This is a genomic window from Aeromonas sp. ASNIH2 (assembly GCF_002934795.1).
GTDB classification, from domain to species: domain Bacteria; phylum Pseudomonadota; class Gammaproteobacteria; order Enterobacterales; family Aeromonadaceae; genus Aeromonas; species Aeromonas caviae.
In genome coordinates this window covers 2,896,725-2,920,000 of sequence record NZ_CP026406.1, presented here as the reverse complement: position 1 = coordinate 2,920,000, position 23,276 = coordinate 2,896,725, and the positions used below count along the sequence as shown (strand labels likewise).

Annotated in this window: 23 protein-coding genes and 1 pseudogene (1 of these 24 only partly in view); 9 read left to right on the top strand and 15 right to left on the bottom strand. The window is 60.5% G+C overall.

Annotated features, from left to right (window positions below; translation table 11 throughout):
• Window positions 1-1,546 carry the 3' portion of an RNA polymerase-associated protein RapA gene (rapA, locus tag C3F36_RS13935; RefSeq protein ID WP_104455254.1) on the top strand. The gene continues 1,322 nt to the left of window position 1, outside the view, so 1,546 of the gene's 2,868 nt are visible here — the last part of the coding sequence; its start codon lies off the left edge, out of view; its stop codon occupies window positions 1,544-1,546.
• A gap of 132 nt (window positions 1,547-1,678) precedes the next feature.
• A complete protein-coding gene (gene rluA / locus C3F36_RS13930) occupies window positions 1,679-2,335 on the top strand; it encodes a bifunctional tRNA pseudouridine(32) synthase/23S rRNA pseudouridine(746) synthase RluA (RefSeq protein WP_041214498.1) in 657 nt (218 codons plus the stop codon).
• Window positions 2,336-2,399: 64 nt separating this feature from the next.
• On the opposite strand, the gene C3F36_RS13925 is transcribed toward rluA, so the two are convergent.
• The 5 genes from C3F36_RS13925 to C3F36_RS13905 form a co-directional block, all read right to left on the bottom strand.
• Window positions 2,400-2,588 carry a hypothetical protein gene (locus C3F36_RS13925; protein ID WP_010673139.1) on the bottom strand — a complete coding sequence of 63 codons (189 nt, stop codon included), beginning with the start codon at window positions 2,586-2,588 and terminating at the stop codon, window positions 2,400-2,402.
• Between the two features lie 58 nt (window positions 2,589-2,646).
• A complete protein-coding gene (locus C3F36_RS13920; RefSeq protein WP_039040011.1) occupies window positions 2,647-4,578 on the bottom strand; it encodes a putative bifunctional diguanylate cyclase/phosphodiesterase in 1,932 nt (643 codons plus the stop codon).
• A 25-nt stretch (window positions 4,579-4,603) separates the two neighbouring features.
• Window positions 4,604-5,101, bottom strand: a complete 498-nt coding sequence (locus tag C3F36_RS13915) for a molybdopterin-binding oxidoreductase (protein ID WP_029313815.1) — start codon at window positions 5,099-5,101, stop codon at window positions 4,604-4,606.
• Window positions 5,102-5,195: 94 nt separating this feature from the next.
• Window positions 5,196-6,830 (bottom strand): chaperonin GroEL, encoded by a 1,635-nt coding sequence (gene groL, locus C3F36_RS13910; protein ID WP_010673136.1) that lies wholly within the window; start codon window positions 6,828-6,830, stop codon window positions 5,196-5,198.
• Between the two features lie 43 nt (window positions 6,831-6,873).
• Window positions 6,874-7,167 (bottom strand): co-chaperone GroES, encoded by a 294-nt coding sequence (locus C3F36_RS13905; RefSeq protein WP_005309514.1) that lies wholly within the window; start codon window positions 7,165-7,167, stop codon window positions 6,874-6,876.
• A gap of 242 nt (window positions 7,168-7,409) precedes the next feature.
• Between C3F36_RS13905 and C3F36_RS13900 the strand changes: the two genes are divergently transcribed.
• Complete coding sequence (locus C3F36_RS13900) at window positions 7,410-8,744, top strand: MATE family efflux transporter (protein ID WP_233759754.1); 1,335 nt, start codon at window positions 7,410-7,412, stop codon at window positions 8,742-8,744.
• Between the two features lie 22 nt (window positions 8,745-8,766).
• Here the strand turns inward: C3F36_RS13900 and C3F36_RS13895 are convergent.
• Window positions 8,767-9,246, bottom strand: a pseudogene (locus C3F36_RS13895) (FxsA family protein).
• Between the two features lie 449 nt (window positions 9,247-9,695).
• Between C3F36_RS13895 and aspA the strand changes: the two are divergent.
• Entirely contained in the window at window positions 9,696-11,138 is a 1,443-nt protein-coding gene (gene aspA / locus C3F36_RS13890; RefSeq protein ID WP_010673133.1) for an aspartate ammonia-lyase, read from the top strand.
• Window positions 11,139-11,268: 130 nt separating this feature from the next.
• A complete protein-coding gene (locus C3F36_RS13885; RefSeq protein WP_041210978.1) occupies window positions 11,269-12,588 on the top strand; it encodes an anaerobic C4-dicarboxylate transporter in 1,320 nt (439 codons plus the stop codon).
• A 118-nt stretch (window positions 12,589-12,706) separates the two neighbouring features.
• On the opposite strand, the gene gshA is transcribed toward C3F36_RS13885, so the two are convergent.
• From gshA to C3F36_RS13865, 4 genes are read right to left on the bottom strand one after another with little or no spacing between them, the layout of a single operon-like run.
• The gene (gshA, locus tag C3F36_RS13880) at window positions 12,707-14,305 is read right to left on the bottom strand and encodes a glutamate--cysteine ligase (RefSeq protein ID WP_039040008.1); all 1,599 of its coding nucleotides are present in this window, start codon (window positions 14,303-14,305) and stop codon (window positions 12,707-12,709) included.
• 58 nt (window positions 14,306-14,363) lie between these two features.
• The gene (locus C3F36_RS13875; RefSeq protein WP_104455252.1) at window positions 14,364-17,177 is read right to left on the bottom strand and encodes a M16 family metallopeptidase; all 2,814 of its coding nucleotides are present in this window, start codon (window positions 17,175-17,177) and stop codon (window positions 14,364-14,366) included.
• A 25-nt stretch (window positions 17,178-17,202) separates the two neighbouring features.
• Window positions 17,203-17,640, bottom strand: coding sequence for a YqaA family protein (locus C3F36_RS13870; protein WP_103858664.1), 438 nt, complete (start codon window positions 17,638-17,640; stop codon window positions 17,203-17,205).
• On the bottom strand, window positions 17,637-18,611 hold the full coding sequence (locus tag C3F36_RS13865) for an NADP-dependent oxidoreductase (protein WP_191967193.1): 975 nt from the start codon (window positions 18,609-18,611) through the stop codon (window positions 17,637-17,639). The genes C3F36_RS13870 and C3F36_RS13865 overlap by 4 nt, the downstream gene beginning before the upstream one ends.
• Window positions 18,612-18,667: 56 nt before the next feature.
• On the opposite strand from C3F36_RS13865, the gene C3F36_RS13860 reads away from it, so the two are divergent.
• On the top strand, window positions 18,668-18,835 hold the full coding sequence (locus C3F36_RS13860) for a hypothetical protein (RefSeq protein ID WP_005308905.1): 168 nt from the start codon (window positions 18,668-18,670) through the stop codon (window positions 18,833-18,835).
• Between the two features lie 29 nt (window positions 18,836-18,864).
• A complete protein-coding gene (gene fos / locus C3F36_RS13855; protein ID WP_039040005.1) occupies window positions 18,865-19,266 on the top strand; it encodes a fosfomycin resistance glutathione transferase in 402 nt (133 codons plus the stop codon).
• A gap of 6 nt (window positions 19,267-19,272) precedes the next feature.
• On the opposite strand, the gene C3F36_RS13850 is transcribed toward fos, so the two are convergent.
• A complete protein-coding gene (locus C3F36_RS13850; protein WP_049636447.1) occupies window positions 19,273-20,268 on the bottom strand; it encodes a hypothetical protein in 996 nt (331 codons plus the stop codon).
• Window positions 20,269-20,514: 246 nt separating this feature from the next.
• Between C3F36_RS13850 and C3F36_RS13845 the strand changes: the two genes are divergently transcribed.
• Window positions 20,515-20,793 carry a hypothetical protein gene (locus C3F36_RS13845; protein ID WP_052814585.1) on the top strand — a complete coding sequence of 93 codons (279 nt, stop codon included), beginning with the start codon at window positions 20,515-20,517 and terminating at the stop codon, window positions 20,791-20,793.
• Window positions 20,794-20,818: 25 nt separating this feature from the next.
• Window positions 20,819-21,163 (top strand): hypothetical protein, encoded by a 345-nt coding sequence (locus C3F36_RS13840; protein WP_104455250.1) that lies wholly within the window; start codon window positions 20,819-20,821, stop codon window positions 21,161-21,163.
• Window positions 21,164-21,217: 54 nt separating this feature from the next.
• On the opposite strand, the gene C3F36_RS13835 is transcribed toward C3F36_RS13840, so the two are convergent.
• From C3F36_RS13835 to rpsF, 4 genes are all read right to left on the bottom strand, one after another.
• Window positions 21,218-21,961, bottom strand: a complete 744-nt coding sequence (locus tag C3F36_RS13835; protein WP_104455249.1) for a ferredoxin--NADP reductase — start codon at window positions 21,959-21,961, stop codon at window positions 21,218-21,220.
• A gap of 101 nt (window positions 21,962-22,062) precedes the next feature.
• Window positions 22,063-22,509, bottom strand: coding sequence for a 50S ribosomal protein L9 (gene rplI, locus C3F36_RS13830; protein ID WP_010673120.1), 447 nt, complete (start codon window positions 22,507-22,509; stop codon window positions 22,063-22,065).
• Between the two features lie 52 nt (window positions 22,510-22,561).
• Window positions 22,562-22,792 carry a 30S ribosomal protein S18 gene (gene rpsR / locus C3F36_RS13825; RefSeq protein ID WP_005313392.1) on the bottom strand — a complete coding sequence of 77 codons (231 nt, stop codon included), beginning with the start codon at window positions 22,790-22,792 and terminating at the stop codon, window positions 22,562-22,564.
• 32 nt (window positions 22,793-22,824) lie between these two features.
• Window positions 22,825-23,211, bottom strand: coding sequence for a 30S ribosomal protein S6 (gene rpsF, locus C3F36_RS13820; RefSeq protein ID WP_005331771.1), 387 nt, complete (start codon window positions 23,209-23,211; stop codon window positions 22,825-22,827).
• Window positions 23,212-23,276: the final 65 nt, after the last annotated feature.

The following is a 23,276-nucleotide window of genomic DNA, read 5'->3' as shown; positions in this document are numbered from 1 at the left end:
GGGTGGCAATGGCGGCGATCTGCAGACCCGTGCCCTGCGCTACCTCTATCCCGAGAAGATCTTCCAGCAGTTCGAAGGCGACAACGCTACCTGGACCCAGTTCGACCCGCGCGTCGAATGGTTGCTGGAACTGCTGCTCTCAGCCCGTCAGCAGAAGGTGCTGGTGATCTGCTCCGAAGCAGCCACCGCCATCGCGCTGGAGGAGGCGCTGCGCACCCGTGAAGGGATCCGTGGCGCCGTATTCCACGAAGGGATGTCGATCCTCGAGCGGGACAAGGCCTCCGCCTATTTCGCTCAAGCTGAGGGGGGAGCTCAGGTGCTGCTCTGCTCCGAGATCGGCTCAGAAGGTCGCAACTTCCAGTTTGCCAGCCATCTGGTGCTGTTCGATCTGCCACTCAACCCGGATCTGCTGGAACAGCGTATCGGCCGACTGGACCGTATCGGTCAGCAGAATACCGTCGAGATCCACGTCCCCTATCTGGAAGGGACTGCCCAGCGCGCCCTACAGCTCTGGTATCACGATGGTCTGGATGCATTCGAGCAGACCTGCCCGACCGCCCGCCCGGTGTTCGAAGCGGTACGTGACGAGCTGTTCGAGCTGCTGGCTGCCAACACCGGCGAGCAGGGCCCCCTCGACGCCCTGCTGGTCAAGACCCGCGAACTGCACGAGCCACTCAAGGCCCGGCTGGAACAGGGTCGCGATCGCCTGCTGGAAATCCACTCCAGCGGTGGCACCACCGCCCAGCAGCTGGTCGAGAAGCTCGCCGCCGAAGATGACGACACCGGCATGATCTCCTTCGCCCTCAAGATGTTCGACGAGATCGGCGTCAACCAGGATGATCGTGGTGAAAATGCGCTGGTGCTGACTCCCGGGGATCACATGCTGGTGCCGAGCTTCCCGGGCCTGCCGCAAGACGGCATGACCATCACCTTCGATCGCAACACCGCCCTGTCGCGGGATGACATGGCGCTGCTCTCCTGGGATCACCCCATGATGCGCGGCGGTATCGACCTGATCCTGGGTTCCGAGATCGGTGCCACCTCGGTGGCACTGCTCAAGAACAAGGCGCTGCCGGTCGGCTCCATCTTGCTTGAGCTGATCTTCGTTGCCGAGTCCGCGGCTCATCCCCAGCTCTACCGTTTCATGCCGCCGACGCCGATCCGTCTGCTGATGGACAAGAACGGCCAGAATCTGGGCGAGAAAGTGGCGTTTGATGCCTTCAACCGCCAGCTGACACCGGTCAACCGCCACCTTGGCAGCAAGCTGGTTACCGCATCCCAGCCGGTGATCCACGGACTGATTGGCAAGGGCGAGGTCATTGCCAACGAACTGAAAGCCGGGATTGTCGACAAGGCCCGTGCCCAGATGGCGCAGACCCTGCAACAGGATCTGGACAGGCTGGAGGCACTCAAGGCGGTCAACCCGAATGTGCGCGACAGCGAACTGGATTATCTGCGCAATCTGCAGGCAGAATTGCACCACCTGATCGACCAGACCCAACTCAAGCTGGATGCCATCCGCTTTATTGTGGTTACCCATAACTGATAAAACGGTGCAGGCATCATCTGGTTGCTAACGACCAGACCCAACTCAGGCTGGATGCCATGCACTTTTTATCGTGGTTACCCATAACTGATGGGGGCTTGCCCCCCGCTTTGACTCAAGATGCGAGACGCTATGTTTGTATACTCCCCGCCCCTGGAACCCTGGCTCGATATCCTGTTCAAGGACAAGGACATCATGGTGGTCAACAAGCCCACTGGCCTGCTGAGCGTCCCCGGGCGCGGCCCCGAGAATGAAGACAGCGTGCTCCATCGGGTCAAGCAGCAGCACCCCAAGGCGGCGGCTGCCCATCGCCTCGACATGGCGACCACCGGCGTGCTGGTGATCCCGCTCACCCCCAACTCCCACCGGGAGCTGAGCCGGCAATTCCGAGAGCGGGAGACCGAGAAGCACTACCTCGCCTGGGTGTGGGGTGAACCGGCGCTGGATGCGGGTGAAGTGGATCTGCCGCTCTGCGTCGACTGGCCCAACCGGCCGAAGCAGAAGGTGGATTTTGAGGAGGGGCGTCATGCCCTGACCCTGTGGCAAAAACTGAAGGTGGAGAACGGCAACAGCCTGATCAAGCTGACCCCGATTACCGGTCGCTCCCATCAGTTGCGGGTACACATGCTGGAGCTGGGTCACCCCATCCTCGGCGACAACCTCTACGCCAACCCGGATGCGCTGGCGGCTGCACCGCACCTTTATCTTCATGCTGCCAGCCTGACCATCAGCCACCCCCGCAGCGGCGAGCGGATGACCTTCGAGGCACCGGCCCCTTTCCCGGTCTGAGCCTGACAGGTAACAGCCCAATAAAAAGAAAGCCCCCATCGAGAGATGGGGGCTTTTTTATCGCTCAGACGCGGATATCGATCTTGCTTCCGAGGGAAGCGCTGGCCGATGTCGGCGCTGCCGGAGCGGATTGCGCTGCTGTTTCCAGCAGTTTCAGTGCGGATTCGCCTTCCTGGGTCTGCTGCTTTTTGGCCAGGCTGGCCACCATCAGTGCAGAACCGAACGACGCATTTGCAGAACTAGAAATATCCATTGTGTACCTCCTGCCAAGAGACTATCGGCCGGGACCGGTGAGACATGAGCCATATCGTTCAACGCAGATATGCCTTGTCCGGCGAGCGCCGGGCCAACCAGCGCTCTTCCATCTCCAGCAATGTCTGATAGGCCTTTTCAGCATGCTCCGGGCGACTGAACAGATATCCCTGCCCATACAGATGTATGTCGGTCAATGAGCGCAGCACATCGAGCTGCCCCTGGGTCTCGATCCCTTCACATACCAGTTTCTTGCCAAGCATGGAGCCCATACGGCAGATGTTGGCGACCAGTTCGGCCGCCTCAATGGAGGTGTCGATACCCTGGATGAAGGACCTGTCTATCTTCACCTTGCTCACCGGCAGCTTCTGCAGGTAGCTGAGGGAGGAGTAGCCGGTGCCGAAGTCGTCAAGGGCCAGATGTACCCCCTGCTGGCTGAGATCCTGCATCAACTGCAGCGAGTTCTTGACCTCGCGCATGGTGGTGTCTTCCGTCACCTCCAGCACCAGGCTGGACGCAGGGATATGGTGCTCCATCAGCGCTCTGGCCACCAGCTTCAACAGGTTGCGCTGGTACATGCCCGGGGAGATATTCACGCACATCTGCAAGTCCACCAAACCCAGGTGCTGCCACTGATGCAGTTGTTCACATGCGGTATTCAATACCCAGCCACCCAGTTTCTCGGCCAGCTGGAACTCTTCCGCCACCTGGATCACCTCGTTGGGGGGAATAAAGCCAAGCTCGGGATGGCGCCAGCGCAGCAGCGCCTCCACGGCTTCACAGCGGCCACTTTCCAGATTGACGATGGGCTGGTAATAGAGCTCGAGCGCATTGTGCTCCAGCGCCATCACCATGTCAGACGCAAGATGCTTGCGCCTGGCCGTCTCGTTGAGCAGGGAACTGTCATAGATGACATAGGGAACATGGGTCTTGCGGCTGTGAGAGAGGGCCTGCTCCGCCCGGCTGAGCAACTCCTGGGTCTGGTTGCTGTCGGTCGGGAAGAAGGCGATACCAATACCGACCTCAAGCCGGAAAGGGTAGTTGTCGATGATGATGTCTTGCTTGATGGAGTGGAGCACTCTGGCCACGAGCTCCCTGACCTGACGAAGATCGCTCCCCTCCCGTTGCAGCATGGCAAGCTGATCTCCCCCCAAACGCGCCACCCACTCCCCGTTTTCGCACAGGGCGCGCAGCCGCTTTGCCACCTCCTGCAGCAGGAGGTCCCCTGTGTTGTAGCCAAACTTGCTGTTGATATCACGAAAGTCGTTGATGTCGACCAGCACCAGTCCGAAGGAGGTGTCACGGGTGACATAGGCATCCATCTTTTCCAGCAGCGCCAGCCGGTTGGCGAGCCCGGTGAGGGGATCGATCCTAGCGGTCCTGAAATGGCGCCTGGCTTCTCGCACCAGCAGGCCGCTGAGCAGAATGACGGACACCACCAGCCCCGACACCATGAACAGCAGGGCATTGCGCAACTGGCCAAAACGCGCGTCGTTGCCCGTATAGACGTTGATATTGTTCTGCATGACGGAAGCAAGAGAGTAAGAGAGGGGTTCCTGCAAGGGCGCAAGTGTCATCATGACTTGCTGGTAATCCGGCGTCCCCGGTTTGAGCTTGACCAAATCAGGCTCCAGCTTGCGAATGCTGCTTTCGGTCAGTTTCACCAGCCGCAGCGTCTTCGGATTGTCCGCGAGGCTTTTTCTCAGTTGGCCGCTCAGGAGGATGGGGGTACGACTCCAGAGAATGTCATAGCGGAGCAGCAGAGCTTCCTGGTCTATGCCACCATAGTGGTAAATCTCGACGGCATTGAGAAAGCGGCCCAGCTCGAGCTGCAACTGCATCAATGCCCAAGAGACGTCATAGGTGTACTTCTCCATCACCCGGGTCGCATTTTGTATCTGCACCAGGCAATAGAGGGTGCTACCCGTGAACAACAGAATGGATAGATAAAGAACGCCGAGTAAGGGCCAGGCCCTGGTCTTCGCTTTCACCCAGTACTCCCGTAAACCACCGTTTTTACTGCTGAATGTCGATCGCACTCAGTTGCCAGATCATCATGTCGGTGAACTCGGAACGCCTGAGTTCGGGATGCTGATCCAGTGGCAGGATAAACCAGAGCGGCCCCTTGTCACGTACCCGCATGGTCATCCCGTCATCCTGCCAGGCCAGGATAGGATCGTATTGCTTGACCTTATCCCAGTTGATCCGGATCTGGAAACTGTTCAGGGCGGTGAGCGTGATGCTCTTGCCGTTGGCCTTCACCTCAGTCAGCACGTCCGCCAGTTTCGGCCCCACGTACTTGTGCGGTTTGTCCACCCAGGGATTGCTCGTCACCACCTCATGCTGCGGCAGTGCCTGGATCATGGCCATATCGAACAGCACCTCTCCATCTGCCGGATCGGCAGGGTCCAGATTCCCCGTCACCTTGAGAATGACCGGCCCTTGTGGTGTCGCCTGCGCCATGCCCGGCAAGGCCAGGGAAAGGAGTAACGGGAGAAGCCCTAAGTATCGCATGTTCACCTCAGATCATTTCACTATCAACAACTTCAGCTTAGTAGCACTAAAAAAAACGGCCCGCAAAAGCGAGCCGTTTGATGACTTGACGGGATTACATCATACCCATACCGCCCATGCCACCCATATCAGGCATGGCAGGTGCATCTTTCTTCGGCAGCTCGGAGATCATGCACTCTGTGGTGATCATCAGGCCGGCGACGGACGAGGCGAACTGCAGGGCAGAACGGGTTACCTTGGTCGGATCCAGGATACCCATGGCCAGCATGTCTCCGTACTGTTCGGTGTAGGCGTTGTAACCGTAGTTGCCTTCACCGTTCTTCACGGCATTGGCGATAACGGAGGCTTCTTCGCCGGCGTTGATGACGATTTGACGCAGCGGGGCTTCCATGGCGCGCAGGGCAACCTTGATGCCGACGTTCTGGTCTTCGTTGTCACCACGCAGGGAGGCCAGCTTGGCAGCAACGCGCACCAGCGCTACACCACCACCGGCAACCACGCCTTCTTCCACGGCTGCGCGAGTGGCGTGCAGGGCATCGTCAACACGGGCTTTCTTCTCTTTCATTTCAACTTCAGTGGCAGCACCCACCTTGATCACGGCAACACCGCCGGCCAGCTTGGCCACGCGCTCTTGCAGCTTCTCACGGTCGTAATCGGAAGAGGTCTCTTCGATCTGCTGACGGATCTGGGCCACGCGGCTTTCGATCAGGGCAGCATCGCCCACGCCATCGATGATGGTGGTGTTCTCTTTGGTGATGACGATGCGCTTGGCACGGCCCAGATCTTCCAGGGTCGCTTTTTCCAGCTCCATGCCCACTTCTTCGGAGATCACGGTACCACCGGTCAGGATGGCGATATCCTGCAGCATGGCCTTGCGGCGATCACCGAAGCCCGGCGCCTTGACGGCGGCCACTTTCACGATGCCACGCATGGTGTTGACCACCAGGGTCGCCAGTGCTTCGCCTTCCACGTCTTCGGCCACGATGATCAGCGGTTTGCCCGCCTTGGCCACACCTTCCAGCACCGGCAGCATTTCGCGGATGTTGGAGACTTTCTTGTCCACCAGCAGGATGAAGGGGTCATCCAGTTCGACGGAGCCGGTTTCCGGCTTGTTCACGAAGTAAGGGGAGAGGTAGCCGCGGTCGAACTGCATGCCTTCTACCACCGCCAGCTCGTCGTCCAGGCCCTGACCGTCTTCCACGGTGATGACGCCGTCACGGCCGACCTTGTCCATGGCTTCGGCAATCAGCTTGCCGACCTTCTCGTCGGAGTTGGCGGAGATGGTGCCTACCTGGGCGATGGCATTGTTGTCGGCACAGGGAGTGGACAGTGCTTGCAGCTCGGCAACGGCTGCCACAACGGCCTTGTCGATACCACGCTTCAGATCCATGGGATTCATGCCGGCGGCAACGGCCTTCAGGCCTTCGTTGACGATGGCTTGAGCCAGTACGGTGGCAGTGGTGGTACCGTCACCGGCGGCGTCATTGGCCTTGGAAGCGACTTCCTTGACCATCTGGGCACCCATGTTCTGGAACTTGTCTTCCAGTTCGATTTCACGGGCAACGGAGACGCCATCCTTGGTGATGGTCGGGGCGCCGAAGGACTTGTCCAGCACCACGTTGCGGCCTTTCGGGCCCAGGGTCACCTTGACGGCATCGGCCAGGATGTTGACGCCTTCCAGCATTTTGATGCGAGCTTCGTTGCCAAACTTAACTTCTTTAGCTGCCATGTTCTTCAATCCTTAAATCAATTCGGGAAAAGAGGGAGGGTGATTACTCTTCGACAATCGCCAGGATGTCGGTCTCGGACAGGATCAGTACGTCCTGGCCATCCAGCTTTTCGGTCTTCACGCCGTAGCCTTCGTTGAAGATCACCTTATCACCCACCTTGACGGCCAGTGCTTTGACATCCCCATTGTCCAGAATTCGACCAGTCCCCACGGCAAGAACTTCACCACGGGTGGACTTCTGGGCCGCAGTGCCAGTCAAGACGATGCCGCCAGCGGATTTGGCTTCAGCTTCGATGCGCTTGATGATGACGCGGTCGTGCAGTGGACGAATTTTCATCGATAACTCTCCCAAAATGAGTCTCTGTGTTGCTTGAGGAATGGCCGCAATCGGCCAAATTTGTCATGCCCCTGATCTGGGGCAACAGGGCTAGCCCTTCAAGGGCAAATACAAAAAAAATATTTTCACGTACTATGAACACCTTCGATGGATCACCCATCCCCAATCAGGAAGGCGGATGGAGACGGCCAGCATTCAGGCCCAAAGCACCTAGAGACTCTGCCTTGAGCCGACCCAATCCCATGCTGACCGCTCCCATGACGCCCATGCTGCTGCGCATGACGGGTCCCATGATCCTGGGCATCATCGCCATCCTGGCCTTCAACCTAGTCGATACCTACTTCATCGGCATGCTGGGTACCCAGGCGCTGGCCGCCATCAGCTTCACCTTCCCGGTCACCTTTGTCGTCACCTCCCTGACCATGGGGCTGGGGGCGGGCCTGTGCGCCCTGCTCGGTCATGCCCTGGGGCAGGGTCGCCATGACGAGGCAGCCCGCATCACCACAGACTGTCTGTTCCTCGCCGTCATCCTGGTGAGTCTGCTCGCCGGGCTGGGGGCATTGACCATTACCCCCCTGTTCACCCTGCTGGGGGCCAGCCCCGAGCTCATCTCCCTCATCCACGACTACATGCTCATCTGGTATCTGACCGTCCCCATGCTGGTCGTGCCCATGGTCGGCAATGCGGCCATCCGGACCACGGGGGATACCAAAACCCCCAGTCTGGTGATGGGGGTCGCCGGTCTGGTCAACGGCGTGCTGGATCCTCTGCTCATCTTCGGGCCGGGCCCCTTCCCCGAGTGGGGCATTCGGGGAGCCGCCATCGCCACTTCCCTCTCCTGGCTGATGGCCATGCTGGTCAGCCTCTATATATTGCGCCACCGCGAGGGCCTGCTGCGCTGGCGCCTCTCCCCGCGCCCGCAGTTGCTGGCCCACTGGCGCGCCCTGCTCCATGTGGCGGTGCCCGCATCGTTTACCAACATGCTCAACCCACTGGCCAACGCCGTGTTGATGATCATTTTCGCCGGGCTCGGAACCGAGGTGGTCGCCGCCTACGGCGCGGCATCCCGGGTCGAGGCCTTGCTGCTCATCGTGATGATGGCGCTCTCTTCCGTGCTGGCCCCCTTCATCTCGCAGAACTGCGGCGCCGGGAATCCGGCCCGAGCCAAGGCCGCCCTGCTGCTCTGCATGCGCTTCGCCCTGCTGTTCCAGCTTGGGGTCTACGCGCTGATCTGGCTTCTCGCACCCTTCATCGCCGATCTGTTCAGCGATCATCCGCAAGTGGTGCGACTCATCGTGCTCTATCTGCATCTGGTCCCCATCGGCTACGGCTTTCAGGGCATGGTGATGCTGCTGGCATCGGCCCTCAACGGCGTCAGGGCATCGACGGTGTCACTGCTGATAAACGGCATCAGACTGTTTGGCTTCTTGCTGCCAGGGGCCTGGCTGGGGGCAAAACTGGGGGGAGAACAGGGGATCTATCTGGGGATGCTGCTGGCGAACCTGGCCGCCGGATTGCTGGCATGGGGGTATGCCCGCCACAGATTCGAGCGGCTGTGCCATCAGGGGAGATCCTGACGGCACAGCCCGAGGCTCGCGATTACTCTTTGCGTTCGAACTCCCCTTCGATGGTGTTGCCACCCGCTCGCGGGGATTGTCCGGGCCTGTCATCGCCGGGACCCGGCTCGAACGGCTGCTGGCGAGCCTGGAAGCCCCCCATCTACATCCTGAACTGATTGCTGCCAATCAGCTTGTCGGCCAGCATGTTGCGCAGCCAGGGCTGCAGCAGCAGGATGCCGACAATATCGCTCACAAATCCCGGGATAATCAGCAGCAAGCCCGCCAGCGCCAGCATCATGCCACCCATCACCTCGCGGCCGGGCATCTCCCCCAGCTGCATCTTCTGCTGGGCAGTGAGCAGGGTCTTGATCCCCTCGCTGCGCACCAGCGACGATCCCAGCACGGCGGTCAGCACCAGCAAGCCAACGGTCGGCAAGGCCCCGATCACGGAGCCCACCTTGATCATGACGGTGAGCTCCAGCAATACCAGCCCGACCAACAACAGTAACAACTTGCCCATAGCAACCTCGGAGCGATGAATGAATGGACCCGGGGTGTCCGGTCGGCAGCCGCACATCGCGGATGCTGGCGCGCCGGGTTCAGGTCTTCTGACATTAAAATGGGGCTGGTTGATCATTTTTCAAGCCTCTCCTGCCGCAGGCCCCGGAATACGGATAAATATTTGTCCGCCCAACTGGGATTGAGGTGGTTGTTCTGTCAAAGTTAATCGCCCGATTGCAATATCTGTTTAATGACCACAAGAAATTTGAGGTTGCCTCAAATTTAGTGATCCAGGTCTAATACCGGATACCTCAATTGGGGTAACATCAACACCAGTCATTGCACAGGGAGCAACTGGCTCCCAACTGCCCCACCCGATGTGTGGTGCTTCAGGATGAAATGTGCGTAGGGAAATCGCGACCACTCGGTGAGGATCGTTTCCATTTATTTGATTTCTGAGGCATAACAATGAGCGACATCAAGAACGTCCGCATTGAAGAAGACCTGCTGGGCACCAAAGAAGTTTCCAACGACCTCTACTACGGCGTGCACACCCTGCGCGCTGTTGAAAACTTCAAGATCAGCACTCAGAAGATTTCTGACGTTCCCGAGTTTGTTCGTGGCATGGTCCTGACCAAGAAGGCAGCTGCACTGGCCAACGGTGAGCTGGGCACCATCCGTCCCGAGATCGCAGACAAGATTGTCGAAGCCTGCGACCTGATGCTGAACACCGGCAAGTGCTTCGACCAGTTCCCGGTCGATGTCTATCAGGGCGGCGCCGGTACCTCCGTCAACATGAACACCAACGAAGTGCTGGCCAACATCGCCCTCGAGCTGATGGGACTTGAAAAGGGTCGCTACGACGTCATCAACCCCAACGATCACGTCAACAAGTGCCAGTCCACCAACGATGCCTACCCCACCGGTTTCCGCGTGGCCGTGGTCAACAGCACCGACACCACCCTGCACGCTCTGGAAGCCCTCATCGCGGCCTTCGATGTCAAAGCCAAGGAATTCAAACATATCCTGAAAATGGGCCGTACCCAGTTGCAGGACGCCGTGCCCATGACCCTGGGTCAGGAGTTCCACGCCTTCGCCGTCACCCTGCGTGAAGAGATCAAATCCATCAAGCGTTGCCAGGAGCTGCTGCTGGAAGTGAACCTGGGCGCCACCGCCATCGGTACCGGTCTGAACACCCCGCCCGAGTACTCCGGTCTTGCCATCAAGCGTCTGGCCGAGATCACCGGTCGTGCCTACGTGCCGGCAGAGGACCTCATCGAAGCGACCTCCGACTGCGGCGCCTATGTGATGCTGCACGGTGCGGTCAAGCGTCTGGCCATGAAGCTCTCCAAGATCTGTAATGACCTGCGTCTGCTCTCCTCCGGCCCGCGCACCGCGCTCAAAGAGATCAACCTGCCGGAAATGCAGGCTGGCTCCTCCATCATGCCCGCCAAGGTCAACCCGGTCATTCCGGAAGTGGTCAACCAGTCCTGCTTCAAGGTATTCGGCAACGACGTCACCATCACCTTCGCCGCCGAGGCCGGTCAGCTGCAGCTGAACGTCATGGAGCCGGTGATTGGTCAGGCCATGTTCGAATCCCTGAGCCTGATGGAAAAAGCCTGCATCTCCCTGCGCGAGAAGTGCGTGGAAGGCATCACCGCCAACCCGGACATCTGCATGAACCACGTGCTGAACTCCATCGGCATCGTGACCTACCTGAACCCCTTCATCGGTCACCATGAAGGCGACATCGTCGGCAAGATCTGTGCCCAAACCGGCAAGAACGTCCGCGAAGTCGTGCTGGAACGCGGCCTGCTGACCGCCGAACAGCTGGACGAGATCCTCTCCATCGAGAACCTGATGAACCCGCAATACAAAGCCAAGCGTTACACCCGCGAAGCCACCGTATAAGCGAGCAGATGGGCCGGGGTGATCCCGGCCCATTTAAAGTCAATTCCCGAGCGGTCTCCCCACAGCCCCATCGGGAATTGGCTTTTCAGCCTAATAAAACCTAAAAAAACTGGAAAATGGAGTGTTCGCTATGATTGGAATCGAGTTACTTGTGGTGCTCGCCGCTATCTATCTGGGGGCCCGGATAGGCAGCATAGGTATCGGCTTTGCCGGTGGTCTGGGGGTACTGGTGCTGACCTGGGGGCTGGGCATGCCCATCCCGAGCGATCAGCTGGTGACCTATCTCCCGTGGGACGTGATCATGATCATCGCGTCCGTCATCTGCGCCATCGCCTGTATGCAGCTGGCCGGCGGGATGGATTATCTGGTGCACCTGGCAGAAAAAGCCCTGCGCAAGAATCCCAAGCACATCACCTTCGCCGCGCCGGTCGTCACCTACCTGATGACCATGCTGGCCGGTACCGGTCACACCGCCTTCTCCACCCTGCCGGTGATCGCCGAAGTGGCCAAGGAGCAGGGCATTCGCCCCTCTCGTCCGCTCTCCATCGCGGTCGTTGCCTCCCAGATTGCCATCACCGCCTCCCCCATCTCGGCAGCCGTGGTCGCTTTCTCCGGCATGCTGGAGCCGCTTGGCGTCGACTACCTGACCCTGCTGGCCATCTGCATCCCGTCCAGCTTCATCGCCTGTCTGCTGGGGGCCTTCATCGCCAACCTGCTGGGCAAGCCGCTGGATCAGGACGAAGTCTATCTGGAGCGCAAAGCCAAGGGACTCATCAAGCTGCGCGGTACCAGCCAGGTTGAGATCAAGCCTTATGCCAAGCTCTCCGTCGGCATCTTCGTCGCTTCCATCGTGGCCGTGATGGCCTATGCCACCGCCATCTCCGGCAACGTCGGCCTCATCAGCAGCCCGCCGATCCCCCGCGATGGCGCCATCATGGGCATCATGCTCTCCGCCGCTACCCTGATGGTACTGTTCTGCAAACTGGACGCGGCCCAGATCACCAACATGCCGACCTTCAAGTCCGGTATGTCCGCCTGTATCTGCGTGCTGGGCGTAGCCTGGCTGGGCAACGTCTTCGTGAAGGGCAACATGGTCGAGATCCAGGCGTTCGCCGGCGATCTGCTGAGCCAATACAGCTGGCTGCTGGCCGTGGTGCTGTTCTTCTCCTCCATGCTGCTCTACTCGCAAGGTGCCACCACCAAGGCCCTGATGCCTGCCGCCCTGGCACTGGGTGTCAGCCCGCTGGCGGCCATCGCCTCCTTCGCCGCCGTGAGCGCACTGTTCGTGCTGCCGACCTACCCGACCCTGCTGGCCGCGGTCGAGATGGACGACACTGGATCCACCCGCATCGGCAAGGCCGTGTTCAACCACCCCTTCTTCATCCCGGGTGTGGCCACCATCGCCATGGCTGTGGCGCTCGGCTTCTTCTTCGGTGGTCTCATCCTCTGACCGGTGAACCACCCCATGCAAAACGGCCCGAACGGGCCGTTTTTTTATGCCAGGCCACCGCCGGGCTCCCATGAAAAAGCCGCTCCCGGGAGCGGCTTTCGTCATCCTGGCGGCATCCTCAGACCGTGGTCTGGCGGGTACCGAAATAGTCAGCCAGGAAGTCGTCGAACGACAGACTGTCACTGCGTTCCCGCTCCCGCTGCTTGGCCAGGGAGTCCCGTGCCTCGCCGGCAAAGTAGGCCTCGTCCCAGTATTGCAGCTCGCCGGCCAGCATCTCTTCCCGATAGCGGCTCGCCAGCGCATCGCCGAAGCAGCCGTTGTCCTGACCGCTTGAAAGCAACTGCTTGAGCAGGCGGGCGGAGTAGGTCTGCTCGGGGTCGAGCAACTTCTCACGGTGCATCGCCAGCGTCTCGCGATAGCGGTTGCGACCGCAGCAGCGATCCAGCAGCGCTGCGACCTCGGCCAGCTCGTCGAACAGCTTGAGGCCGTACTCCTTGAGGCCGATGGCATTGCCCTGCTCATCTTCAAGCGTCAGGCCGGGGCGACGCCCCTCCAGCACTACCTTGTTCTGGTTGCGGCGGTTGCGGGCAACCTCGTCATCCGAGAGCACGGGGGACGGGCGCAACAGGCACCAGACCAGGAAGAGATCGAAGAAGCGGATCTGATCCACCTCGATACCGAACGGGGTGAAAGGATTAACGTCCACCGTGCGCAGCTCGATGTATTCGATACCGCGCTGCTCCAGCGCATCCGAGGGCTTCTCGCCGCTGCGGGGAGTACGCTTGGGGCGGATCGGCGCGTAGAGCTCGTTCTCCAGCTGCAGCACGTTGTCGTTGAGCTGGCGGTACTCGCCGTTCACCTTGACCCCTATCTTGGCGAAGTCGGGATCATGGGTATTGATGGCCCGGCGCAGGCTGCTCACATAGGCGGGCAGGCTGTCATGACTGATCTTGAGCCCCGCCTGGGCGCTGTTGGTGTAACCGAGATCGGACAGGCGCAGAGCCGTGGCATAGGGCAGGTAAAGGGTGCCCTTGCCAGTCTTCTGGAACGGCAGGCTGCTCTTGCGCCCCTTGAGGAAGGAGTCGCAGATGGCCGGAGACGCGCCGAACAGATAGGGCACCAGCCAGCCGAAGCGGTAGACGTTGCGAATAAGCCCCATGTACTTGTCGGAGATGAAGCGCTGGCTGCAGCAGCCCTCTCCCACCAGATCCTGCCACTCGCACCAGAAGCTGTCCGGCATGGAGAAGTTGAAGTGCACCCCGGCGATCACCTGCATCAGGCTGCCGTAGCGGTTCTTCAGACCCTGGCGATAGAGGGTCTTCATCCGCCCGATGTTGGAGCTGCCGTACTGGGCCAGGCGGATGCTCTCCTCGTCACCGACGAAGCAGGGCATGGAGAGGGGCCAGATCCGCTCCTCTCCCAGATGATGAATGGTGTGGCGGTGAATGTCGCCGAGCTGCTCGATCAGGCTCTCGATGGAGTCGGTGGCCGGCGTGATGAACTCCAGCAGGCTCTCGGAGTAATCGGTGGTGATGTTGGCATGGGTCAGGGCCGACCCCAGGCTTCTGGGGTGATCGGTCTGGGCCAGGGTCCCTTCGGGGGTGATGCGCAGACATTCGCGCTCGATCCCGCGCCGGATCCCCTTGAGGGCGGTCACCCGTTCCGGGGTGCCCAGCGCAGCCAGCAACTCGGTGAGCGACAAGCTAGTAGTAGTCATATTCACGGCTCATGTGTGGCCGCCCCACCCGGGGCGGCACTTATTGTTGCGACGCCCCTCAGGGCAGTTGCAGTGGATAGATGGGAAGATGAAGCTCGCTCAGGGGTTTTTCAAGCTTTTGCTTGTCTCCCACCACCACAATCACCATCTCGGCCGGATCCAGCCAGCGGGCTGCACTGGCCTTCAGCGTCTCGGGTGACACTGTTTTGATCAGGTTGTTCTGGGCCTGCACATAGTCCGGCTTCAGGTCGTACATGATCATCTGCAGCAGGAAGCCAGCCTTCTGCCCCAGGGTCTCGTAGGAGAGCGCATCCTGCTGGGAGACGGCGCTGCGCATGTAGGCCAGCTCCACCGGGGTCGGCCCGCTCTTGCGGTAGCCGTCCATCTCCTTGAGGAACTGGCGGATGGCATCCACGGTCGCATCGGTGCGCACATTGGCGCCGGTCGCGAAGACACCCGCCTCGCGGTTGGCCTGGAAGCCCGAGCTGGCACCATAGGTGTAGCCCTTGTCTTCCCGCAGGTTGAGGTTGATGCGGCTGTTGAAGTTGCCACCCAGGTTGAAGTTCATCAGGTTGGCGATGAAATAGTCTCCCGTGGTGTCAAACGGCATGGCGCGACGGCCGATACGGATCACCGACTGGGGGGCCCCCGGCTTGTCCACCAGATAGATGCCTGGCTTGGCCTGCTCTCCCCCGGGCTTGAGATCCCCCAGGGTCGGGGCGGCTCCCTGCCACTGGGTCAGGAAGGCGAGACCGGATTCCACCTGCTGGGCGGTCACATCACCTGTCACCACCACCTTGGCATTGGTCGGATTGTAATAGGCCTCATAGAAGCGCTTCACATCCGCTAGGGTCAGCTTCTCCACGTCCGCCAGCACCCCGTCAGAGGGTTGGCCGAGGCGGTTTTGCTTGCCATAGACCAGTTCGCGGAACGCCTGACCCGCCAGCCACTCGGGTTGCTGCTCGCTCTGTTTCATGCCTTGCAGCATCTGGGTCTTGAGCCGCTCGAAGTCCGCTTCCCGCAGGCCGGGTTGCAGCAGCACTTCCCGCACCAGCGCCAGGGTTTCGGGCAGCTTGTCCGCCAGACTGCTGATGGTGATGAGATTGTTGTACTGGGCGCTGGAGATGCTGATGCTGGCGCCGAGTTTTTGCAGCTCGTCGCTCAGCTCGGCCTCGGAGAGGCGCGTCGTCCCCTGCTCCAGCATGGCGGCGGTGAGGCTGGCCAGCCCCAGTTCTCCCTTGCCTTCGGCCCGGATGCCACCCGGCAGGGCGATCATGATGGAGACGGCCGGGATCTCGTCGCTGTGGGTGCCGATGATCTCGATCCCCTTGTCGAGCTTGCCACGCCAGATGGCGGGCACCTTGACACTCACCGCATCGGCCGCCTTAGGCTGCACGCTGCGATCGAAGTCATCTTTCACCGGCCGCTCGGCCAGCACCTTGTCATGCTTGCTGTAATCCGGCAGCTCCCGCTTGGCGGGAGTGAAGTTCGGGGTCGCGGCCTGCCAGTCGCTCTTGCCCTTGGGCACCACGCTCAGCACCACGGCAGGCTTGTTCTGGATGAACTTGTCGTAGGCAGCCTTGACGTCAGACCCCTTGACCCGGGCGATGGCATCCAGATTCTTGAACACATAGTCGGGATCCCGGGCCAGCACCTGCCCCATGGCAAGCTGGCTGACCTTGCCCTCGATGCTGTCGAGTCCCCAGATGGCGGACGCGCGATAGCTGCTGATGGCCTTCTCCAGATCCGCGGGCTTGATGCCGCGCTGGGCGAACTCGCCGATCACCTTGTCCACCTCGCCCTTGAGGGTCTTGAGGCTGCCATCCGCCGCCGGATTGGGGTAGGCATAGACCGTCAGGGTACAGGCAAGCTCTTCGCAGGAGTGGGAGGCACCCGCCTCGATGGCCTTGCCGGTTTTCACCAGGGACTGGTAGAGCATGGAGCTGGCAGAACCCCCCAGCACATCGGCAAAGATGTCCAGCGCCGGCTCCTGCGGGTCACCCAGGGAGACGGTCGGGTAGCTGATATACAGGAGCGGCAGATGCACCTTGTCTTCCAGCGTCACGTAGCGGGTTGCCGGCAGGGTGGCAGGCTGGGGCGTCGGTTCTGCCACATCCGGACCGCGCGGGATGGAACCGAAGTACTGCTCAATCCAGGCCAGCGCCTGCTTGGTATCAAAGTCGCCGCCCAGGGTCAGGGTCGCGTTGTTGGGACCGTACCAGCGCAGGAAGAACTGCTTGAGGTCGTTGACGTCGACCCGGTCGAGATCCTCCACATAACCGATGGGTTGCCAGGAGTAGGGGTGGGTGCGCGGATAGAGTGCCTCCCCCACCCGCTCGCCCACCAGGCCATAAGGCTGGTTATCGATACGCTGGGCCCGTTCGTTCTTGACGGTGGCGCGCTGGATCTCGAACTTCTTCTGGCTCACCGCATCGAGCAGGAAACCCATGCGATCCGCCTCCAGCCAGAGCACCTTCTCCAGCTGATTGGCCGGCACGGTTTCGTAGTAGTTGGTGCGGTCCTTGTTGGTGGTGCCGTTCATGTCACCGCCCGCCTCGTTGATGATCCGCATGTGTTCCTGATCACCAACGTGCTTGGAGCCCTGGAACATCATGTGCTCGAAGAAGTGGGCAAAGCCCGACTTGCCCACGGTTTCCCGGGAGGAGCCGACATGATAGGTGACATCCAGATGCACCAGGGGATCGGAGTGGTCGGGGGCAAGGATCACGGTCAAACCGTTGTCCAGCTTGTACATCTGGTAGGGGATGCCGAGTTTGCCCTCTTGTTTGACCTGCTCGGACACCAGGGTCGGGGCCGCCAGCACGGGAAGGGAGAAGCCCAGCAGCATGCTTAATGGAATGAGTTTGTTCACGGGTACCTCGTGAGTGACAAAAGGGCTAGAAGATCTGACTGGCCAGCAGAAACACCAGGGCATAACGAAGCAATTTGCCGAGCCCGATCAAGATGAGGGAGCGCCAGAAGGAGAGGCGCAGCCAACCAGCCAGCAGACAGAGACCATCGCCGACCACAGGCGTCCAGGCAAGCAGTAGACACCAGTGGCCATGACGTTTGAGCCAACCAAGGGCTTTTTGTTCCCCACGGCCTTGAAAATCTTCCGGTTTTTTCTTGTGGGTGGCGAGCCAGCCGAGCCACCAGGTGGTCATAGAACCCAGGGTATTGCCCAGCGTCGCCCAGAAAAGCAGGCTGGTCATGCTCCACTCCCCCTTGGCCGCCATGGCGCCCAGCAGCACTTCCGAGCTGCCGGGCAACAGGGTGGCGGAGGTGAAGGCGCTCAGAAACAACCCTCCCAGCCCCATCCCGGTGAAGTCTATCATCCGGGCTGGCCGTCTGCGGCGGACATGCGCAGCAACAGCTTGCCGCGCACATGGCCCTGCTCGATGGCCTGATGGGCCAGCGCCCCTTCTGCCAGCGTGTATTCACCGGAGACAGTGATCTTCACCTCCCCCTGGCGAAGCAGCGTCAGCATCTGGGTCAGCTGCGTTCGATCGGGATGGACCAGCATGCCGACAACCTCGACGCCGAGCTCGGCCCCCGCGTCCTTGATCTGCTGGGCCGTGATGGTGGGGACCGTCACCAGACGGCCGCCCGGCTTGACGCAGGCCAGCGCCGCCTTGCCGCTCTCGCCCCCCACCAGATCCAGCACCAGATCGAACGGACCATCGGTGATCGCTTCGGTGCACCACCCGGCCTGGTGGTAATCCACCATCCGGCTCGCCCCGAGACTATGAAGGAAGCTGTGATTGTCGCCGCTTGCCGTGGCAACCACGTGGGCACCATAGGCGGCGGCAAACTGCACCGCCAGGTGGCCGACGCCACCGGCACCGGCCAGGATCAGTACCCGTTGCCCCGACTGCAGGCCACCGTGCTCCAGCAGCCCCTGCCAGGCGGTGAGACCCGCCAGCGGCAGGGCCGCTCCCTGCCTGAGGCTCACCCCATCGAGCTTGACCAGCTCCTCCTCGCGGGCCACCACGGATTCGGCATATGCACCGGCGGCGAGGGGGAAACCCACCATGCCGCACACCTGATCCCCCTCGGCCAGGGAGGTCACGCCGGGCCCCACCTTTTCCACCACGCCGGAGACGTCATAACCCGGCGTCCAGGGCAGGTTGTCCTTGTTCTGGGCGGCCGCCCAGCCGAGACCGGCCCGGGTCTTGGCATCGATGGGGTTGACCCCCGCAAAGCAGATGCGCACCCGGACCTCTCCCTCCGCGGGCACCTTGTCCAGGGAAGGGTTGAGCCTGAGTACCGAGGGGTCGCCGAATGCGGTAATCTGTAGCTGCGTCATTGCACAATCCATCCTGTTGATTGATCAAGGGTCAACAGAATAACAGCGAGGACACCATGGCTCGAATGTTTCTTATTCCTCTGTTGCTGGCCCTGGGGTGGTGGGCGTTTCTGCTCTACTTCCGTATTCCGCTCAAACAGGGGGCCAAGGGCTTTTACTGGATCATCGGCATCGGCGGCGGGCTTGCCGCCTTCCTCAGCCTGATGATGGTGCTCACTCACTAGGGTTCGGGGACAAGGGGGAAGAAGAGAAGATGCTGCATGGACTGAACCATCTCACGCTGGCAACCGGCGATCTCGACAGCAGCGTTGCCTTTTATGTCGACTTGCTGGGATGTCGCCCCAGGGTGAGATGGGCACGGGGAGCCTATCTCACCCTCGGCGATCTCTGGCTCTGTCTCTCCTGCGATCCTCCCCAACCGGCCAGAGATTACAGCCATGTCGCGTTTGGCATCTCGCCTGAACAGTTTCCAGCCTTCTGCGCCCGTCTGCGCGCGGCGGGCGTCGTGGAGTGGAAGAAGAACAGCAGCGAAGGGGATTCACTCTATCTGCTGGATCCCGACGGGCACCGACTGGAAATCCATGCAGGCAACCTGGATAGCCGCCTCGCCTCTCTCAGACAGCAACCCTATGAGGGTCTTATCTGGTTCGACTGAGCCGGATCACCCCTGCTCGGCACGAAGATGGTAGTGACGATTGCTGCCCTGCCCCAGCACGCCCTGCGCCAGCAGATGCTGGAACACCCGGTCCACCTCCTCCAGAGACAGTGACAATGCCTCTGCCACCTTGCGTTTGCTGCATTTGAGCTCGCCGCTCTCCAGCGCGCCGCGCACCTGGGCGACCACGGCTGGCTCGGGCATGGGTCTGCTGATGGCTGGCGGCTCCGGGGTCGGCACTGCGACCCGGGCCTCGGCTTGCGCCTTCTCCCGTTGCCACATCCATTGACGGCGGAAGCGGTTCTCCTCACCGATCAGGCTGACGAAAAAGGCACCAAATGCATCGAGCAGGATAGACAGGAAGCAGACCAGCAGGAACTGCACCTGGCCGATGCTCATGCCCACCCCGTCCGCCAGACTGCTCATCAGCCCCAGCATGGAGGACTGCTCCCCCAGCGGCTTGGCATCACGCTCCTGGCGCAGCTCGTCCTGACGCAGCCTGAGCTTGGTGTTGGCCTGCTGCAGACCGCTGACGCCGCTCGAGATACGCGCCATCTCGATGTATTTGCGGGCCGCCTCTTCGTTGAGCTGGATCTGCCGCTCTATGCTGGCTATCTGCTCGTCGAAACGGGCTATCTCCCGCTCGTGACGCGCCTGCTGGCTCAGGATGGTGTTGGTGGCGCTGTTGATGCCGCCGATACTGCCCCCGATGGAGATGGCGGCCAGCACGCTGTAGAACAGCAGCGACCAGAAGGCGCCGCCCAGATCCCGCCTCGCCTTGCACTCGCCATACTCGTACCAGACGTAGAACTTGCCCAGCTCGAAGATGATGGCCAGCCCGCCGAACAGCCACTTCATCAGGGGGTTTTCGTCGATGGAGAGAAACAGCAGCAGGGAGAAGACGATGGAAGCCAGAATGGCCAGCCCGGTAAAACTGTAGACAGTCGTGAGGGCGAACCATCCCTTGGGGTAGCGCAATGCGGCGCAAGCCTGTGTAGTCATGATGAAGCGGGAAACATCTGAAGGAAAAGTTGGCTACCGATTATAGTCGCCACTCCCCCGGAGAGAAGGGCAAATCCCCGAATTCCCGCCCATGGACGATCAGCTGCCCAGAGTGCGACCAAAACGTGCAAATCGACAGCAGAAAAACACTACAATCGACCCCGTACCTGAAGGACATCTGCGGTTATGCTCGGGTTAAGCCCGCCGCATTACACTCATTTCCACCGAACACGACTCGAGGACATCATGAACAGAACGACGGCTTTGTTACTCTCTCTTTTTCTGATCACCGGTAGCGCCCTGGCACAGGACGATGGGAGCCAGACCTTCTCCGTGGATGCGCTGACCTTCAATCTGGACTGGAATGACACGCAGTTTGACTGGTCCCAGAGCAACTGCTTCGATCTCGGGAGCGGTGACGCGGCCGCCGCCGACTGCAAGAGGACCAACCTCAATCTGGAGGACGAGACGCAGCGCAACCAGCCCCCCAGCACCAACCAGATCAGCACGCAACCGGATCAATGATCCCCCTGACAGGAGCCTTGATACGATGACCCACATGACCATGACTTCCTGCGGCGCACTGCTGCTCTCCCTGCTTCTGGTTCAGGGAATGGCCTTTGCTGCCCACCCTTCCAAACACGATGACGACATCCGGATCTCCACCGACCGGGGCCGGGTAAGCCTGGATTGGGACGACAAGGAGTACGAGTGGTGGCAACACAACTGCCTGGATGTCAGCACCCGGACCAGCCGCATCCAGCTCAACTGCGACAACATGGATGGAAAATACCGCGACCATTACAACCGCAGCATTCACAGTGGCAACAACCCGGGTCAGGGCCATGACAAGCCCAAGAACAAGCACGGCGGCAACGGCCACCAAAAACACTGACCAGCATGCCCATGGACATGGTTGAGGGGCCTGTGGCCCCTGGAGTCATCTCCCCTACCAGTAGTTTTCCATGCTGATATTGCCGGGGGCGCGACGCAGGTTCTTGGCAAGCCCCAGCCCGAGCAGGGTCTGCTGGGTTTCTTTCACCATGGCGGGGTTGCCGCAGATCATCACCTGGCTCAACTCGGGGGAGAAGTTCAGCCCCACCCTCGACTGCAAGCTGCCATCGACGATGGCTGCCGGGATACGCCCTGCCATCGCCCCCGGCCAGGTCTCACGACTCACGAAGGGAACATAGCGAAAACGCTCGCCATGCTGCTCGGCAAAACTGGCGATAAGCGGCTGATAGCTGAGCTCTTCCCCTTTTCTCACCCCGTGTACCAGCACCAGATGCTCGAAGCGGTCGAAGACCTGTCCCTCGGCCAGCATGGCGAGGAAGGGGCCGATGGCGGTGCCGGTTGAGAGCAGCCAGAGATCCCGTCCCGGGGGAATCTCATCCAGGGTCAGGAAACCGGTGGCCTGGGACTGCACCAGCAGGCTGTCGCCCACCTGCAGGGAACCGAGAGAGGGACTCAGCTCACCGCCGGGGATCTCCACCAGATAGAATTCGTGATAGGGCGTGCCGGGAGGATTGACGAAGGAATAGGCACGCTGGACGCGATGCTCGCCCTGCTCCAGGGCCAGCTTGGTGAATTGACCCGCCTTGTAGGGGGCAAGTTCCGCCTCCACACGCAGGGAGAGCAGGGTGGGTGTCCACTCGATGCGCTCGATGACCCGACCTTCAACCCAGGCAGCCATAAAGGTTCTCCTCCAGAGGAACAGACCTTCACTTTACCCCTTGATCTGAAAATAAAAAACCCGCGCATGTGCGCGGGTTTTTCTGCAAGAGCGGAACGCTATTACAGAGCAACAACCTGGATTTGTACGGTTGCTTTGACGTCAGCGTGCAGCTGAACAACAACTTCGTACTCACCGGTGTTACGCAGAACGTTGCCCATGCGGACTTCGCTCTTGGCAACGGCTACGCCGGCAGCCGTGATGGCTTCAGCCACGTCACGGGTGCCGATGGAACCGAACAGCTTGCCTTCGTCGCCAGACTTGGAGGCGATGACAACGGCAGCCAGCTCACCCAGCTTGGCAGCGCGCTCTTCGGCAGCAGCCTTGTTGGCAGCCAGTTTGGCTTCCAGCTCAGCGCGACGAGCACCGAAGGCTTCGATGTTGGCCTTGGTGGCCATAACAGCTTTGCCTTGCGGGATCAGGTAGTTACGGGCATAACCAGCTTTTACGGAAACTTGGTCACCCAGACCGCCCAGTTTGGCGATCTTATCGAGCAGGATAACTTGCATTACCTTTCCTCTATAAATTTCGTTGAGTTAGGCGTAAGCGCCGGGCCGATTCTTACTTGTTGTGCAGATCGGTGTACGGCAGCAGAGCCAGGTAACGAGCACGCTTGATGGCGCGTGCCAGCTGACGCTGATACTTGGCGCGGGTACCGGTGATACGGCTCGGTACGATCTTGCCAGATTCAGTGACGTAGTTTTTCAGAGTAACGATATCTTTGTAGTCGATCTCGGTAACGTTCTCGGCGGTGAAGCGGCAGAACTTACGACGACGGAAATAACGTGCCATGGCCTTTATCCTCTAATGCGGTGATCTAAGAATTACTCTTCGGAAGACGCTTCAACAGCATCTTCGCGACGCTCGTCGTCACGACGGGTGAAGCGCTCTTCCTTGGCCTTGGCCATCGGAGAAACTTCAGTCACGGCGTGCTTGGTGCGCATGATCATGTTGCGGATAACGGCATCGTTGAAGCGGAAGTTGGTTTCCAGCTCATCGATAACGGCCTGTTCAGCTTCTACGTTCATCAGAACGTAGTGAGCCTTGTGCAGCTTGTCGATCGGGTAAGCCAGTTGACGACGGCCCCAATCTTCCAGGCGATGAATGGTACCACCAGCGGTGGTGATAGCGCCGGTGTAACGCTCGATCATGCCAGGTACTTGCTCGCTCTGGTCCGGATGAACCATGAAGACGATTTCGTAATGACGCATTTTAGCTCCTTACGGATTAATTCAGCCTCCGCCCAGGTGCAGCCAGACCTCGGAGGCAAGGAACA

Excerpts from the sequence above, each read along its gene's own strand:
- rluA (WP_041214498.1), top strand. The coding sequence starts at position 1,679 with ATGTTTGTATACTCCCCGCCCCTGGAACCCTGGCTCGATATCCTGTTC.
- C3F36_RS13925 (WP_010673139.1), bottom strand. The coding sequence starts at position 2,588 with ATGGATATTTCTAGTTCTGCAAATGCGTCGTTCGGTTCTGCACTGATG.
- C3F36_RS13915 (WP_029313815.1), bottom strand. The coding sequence starts at position 5,101 with ATGCGATACTTAGGGCTTCTCCCGTTACTCCTTTCCCTGGCCTTGCCG.
- groL (WP_010673136.1), bottom strand. The coding sequence starts at position 6,830 with ATGGCAGCTAAAGAAGTTAAGTTTGGCAACGAAGCTCGCATCAAAATG.
- C3F36_RS13905 (WP_005309514.1), bottom strand. The coding sequence starts at position 7,167 with ATGAAAATTCGTCCACTGCACGACCGCGTCATCATCAAGCGCATCGAA.
- C3F36_RS13900 (WP_233759754.1), top strand. The coding sequence starts at position 7,410 with ATGCTGACCGCTCCCATGACGCCCATGCTGCTGCGCATGACGGGTCCC.
- aspA (WP_010673133.1), top strand. The coding sequence starts at position 9,696 with ATGAGCGACATCAAGAACGTCCGCATTGAAGAAGACCTGCTGGGCACC.
- C3F36_RS13885 (WP_041210978.1), top strand. The coding sequence starts at position 11,269 with ATGATTGGAATCGAGTTACTTGTGGTGCTCGCCGCTATCTATCTGGGG.
- gshA (WP_039040008.1), bottom strand. The coding sequence starts at position 14,305 with ATGACTACTACTAGCTTGTCGCTCACCGAGTTGCTGGCTGCGCTGGGC.
- C3F36_RS13870 (WP_103858664.1), bottom strand. The coding sequence starts at position 17,640 with ATGATAGACTTCACCGGGATGGGGCTGGGAGGGTTGTTTCTGAGCGCC.
- C3F36_RS13865 (WP_191967193.1), bottom strand. The coding sequence starts at position 18,611 with ATGACGCAGCTACAGATTACCGCATTCGGCGACCCCTCGGTACTCAGG.
- C3F36_RS13860 (WP_005308905.1), top strand. The coding sequence starts at position 18,668 with ATGGCTCGAATGTTTCTTATTCCTCTGTTGCTGGCCCTGGGGTGGTGG.
- fos (WP_039040005.1), top strand. The coding sequence starts at position 18,865 with ATGCTGCATGGACTGAACCATCTCACGCTGGCAACCGGCGATCTCGAC.
- C3F36_RS13850 (WP_049636447.1), bottom strand. The coding sequence starts at position 20,268 with ATGACTACACAGGCTTGCGCCGCATTGCGCTACCCCAAGGGATGGTTC.
- C3F36_RS13845 (WP_052814585.1), top strand. The coding sequence starts at position 20,515 with ATGAACAGAACGACGGCTTTGTTACTCTCTCTTTTTCTGATCACCGGT.
- C3F36_RS13840 (WP_104455250.1), top strand. The coding sequence starts at position 20,819 with ATGACCCACATGACCATGACTTCCTGCGGCGCACTGCTGCTCTCCCTG.
- C3F36_RS13835 (WP_104455249.1), bottom strand. The coding sequence starts at position 21,961 with ATGGCTGCCTGGGTTGAAGGTCGGGTCATCGAGCGCATCGAGTGGACA.
- rplI (WP_010673120.1), bottom strand. The coding sequence starts at position 22,509 with ATGCAAGTTATCCTGCTCGATAAGATCGCCAAACTGGGCGGTCTGGGT.
- rpsR (WP_005313392.1), bottom strand. The coding sequence starts at position 22,792 with ATGGCACGTTATTTCCGTCGTCGTAAGTTCTGCCGCTTCACCGCCGAG.
- rpsF (WP_005331771.1), bottom strand. The coding sequence starts at position 23,211 with ATGCGTCATTACGAAATCGTCTTCATGGTTCATCCGGACCAGAGCGAG.